Annotated in this window: 1 protein-coding gene; it reads right to left on the bottom strand. The window is 46.3% G+C overall.

Going from position 1 to position 2,171, the window contains the following annotated elements; genetic code table 11:
• Positions 1 to 112: 112 nt before the first annotated feature.
• Positions 113 to 1,585 carry a group II intron reverse transcriptase/maturase gene (ltrA, locus tag ELS82_RS24355; RefSeq protein WP_134837698.1) on the bottom strand — a complete coding sequence of 491 codons (1,473 nt, stop codon included), beginning with the start codon at positions 1,583 to 1,585 and terminating at the stop codon, positions 113 to 115.
• Positions 1,586 to 2,171 lie beyond the last annotated feature (586 nt).

Genomic DNA, 2,171 nt, shown 5'->3' with positions numbered 1-2,171 from the left:
TGTCGGGTGGACGACACTTGTTACCAAGTGCCGACTCCCTAAGAACCGTACGTGCAACTTTCACTGCATACGGCTCAAGCCTCTACAAAGGCATCAAATGATACCCAGCAACTTATAAAGCAGTGAGAACTGGTTCAATCCAAGAGTTACGAGCTAGCCTTTTGTGTTTTCTCTTTCCCAAGTATTCTTGGTATTGAGGGTCGAAAGGTGTCGCTGCGCTTCGGATCTTCACATGTCTTTCTATCGGCACTTTAGCTATTTGGAAAAGATTAAACTGGCAATCCATATCCTTTATCTTYTGCCAACCGTGAAACTGCCATTGGCCTTTTCGGTTGATGAAGTATTTCAAGGCGATCCAAGTTWTAGATTTTGTTGGATGTCGCCTTTTAGCCCAATGCCATAGCGCTTGAAATAGTTTGTGACCGATATAACTGAATACCTGCTTAGCTACGCAGTGGCGATAATAGTTCGACCACCCTCTAAGCTTTGGGTTAATCAGTTTGATAAGGTCGTTCACCGGTAGGGTAACGTGCTTTTTGATGAGTCCACGCAAGTTACTTAGGAACGTCAACGTGTTGGCCTTGCTCGGTTTAATGAGCAGTTTTCCTTTGTACTTCCTATGGTTGAACCCAAGGAAGTCAAAACCGTCGTTGATGTGAGTAATGTGCGTTTTCTCTTCGGATAACGTTARGCCTCGTACCGCTAAGAAGTCAGCAATCATTGGGTTGATATCGTTCTCCAACACTTCCTTTGAAGCGCAGGTGACGACGAAATCGTCGGCATATCCAATAAAGTTAGCTCTTGCTCCTTTCTTAAGCGCGATAGACTTAATGCGCTGTTCGAGACCCGATAACGTCATCAACATCAAGGTGGGGGATATAATTCCGCCTTGAGGCGTGCCTTCGTCGGTGTCGTAAAACAGCCCTTTGTCTACAAAGCCTGACTTTAGCCATTGCTCCAACATCCGTTTATCGATGGCGATGTTATCCATCAGCCACTGATGCCCGATTTTATCGAAGCAAGCTTTGATGTCCCCTTCAAGAACCMATTTAGCTGATCGCTTTAGAGCCAAACATTTGAAACACTGACTGACAGCGTCAGCCGCGCTGCGATTTGGTCTAAAACCATAACTATTAGGGTCGGCAAGCGTTTCGGACACAGGTTCTAGTGCTAGAAGATGGAGAGCTTGTTGCGCTCTGTCAATCATGCATGGAATACCCAGTGGTCTGAGCTTACCGTTCTTTTTGGGAATGTAGATACGCCTGAGTGGTTTCGCTTGGTAAGCTTTCCGACTCAGTTGATTTACTGCTTTCATACGACGCGTGTCTGTGTTCCAGACAACGCCGTCTATTCCAGGCGTTTTACTGCCTTTATTTTGAGAAACCCTCTTAACAGCAAGAAGTTTTGCTGAGCGAGAGTGAGTCAGTATCCACTGCAATGCTTTAGCTTTGCCGTGTTTACCGTCTCTAGTTGCCTTTGCGATACGCATTTGAAGCTTTAAGACGTTCGCCTCTACGGCCTTCCAGTTAATGGATTGCCACAGTGCACTGTCAGAAGATGCACTAATCTCATTCGAAATCATCATTTGCTTTTCTTCCTTAATAAAGTTCTTCAAACTCTCTCGCAACGAGAGACCAGTTGGAAGTGGGCTCACTTTCGTGATCAGGCACAAGCCTGTATCTGCGTCATTACAATGCAGCCTTTGCTTTTTCCAACCTCCTCTACCTGCATCACTATCGGCCACAGAGGCTTTCCCATAGGGAGCGATACAGGCTTACCATGTTCCGTATGCAACGCAATGGTAGGTTAGGTGCCCGCTATAATGCGAAGAGCGTGTCGATCACGAAAGAGCATGGGGCAATCTCTTTCCTACTCTTAGTGCCTTTTGGCGACAGCGTAAAAACCACTTCCGCTGCTCATGATATAACGCATCTTATGCGGATTCACGTATGTTCACCATACTACCTGCCTAGCACTCACCCGATTTATGTGGTTATCAGGAGGAGCTTCCTCTCGCGATTTAGCTCCCGACAAGATAGTTTCTTGTCTTCATTACATTGTCAGAGCCGCTACTTAATTCAGGCTCTTAGGCTCATCTGGTGATACAGATGGTCCATTCTTAACGCGATGGACAGCGCTGCATACGACCTCATGTCGCACGCCCCAAAATC

The sequence above is a fragment of the Vibrio ouci genome (assembly GCF_004551525.1).
GTDB lineage: Bacteria > Pseudomonadota > Gammaproteobacteria > Enterobacterales > Vibrionaceae > Vibrio > Vibrio ouci.
This window is presented reverse-complemented; position numbering and strand designations above follow the sequence as displayed.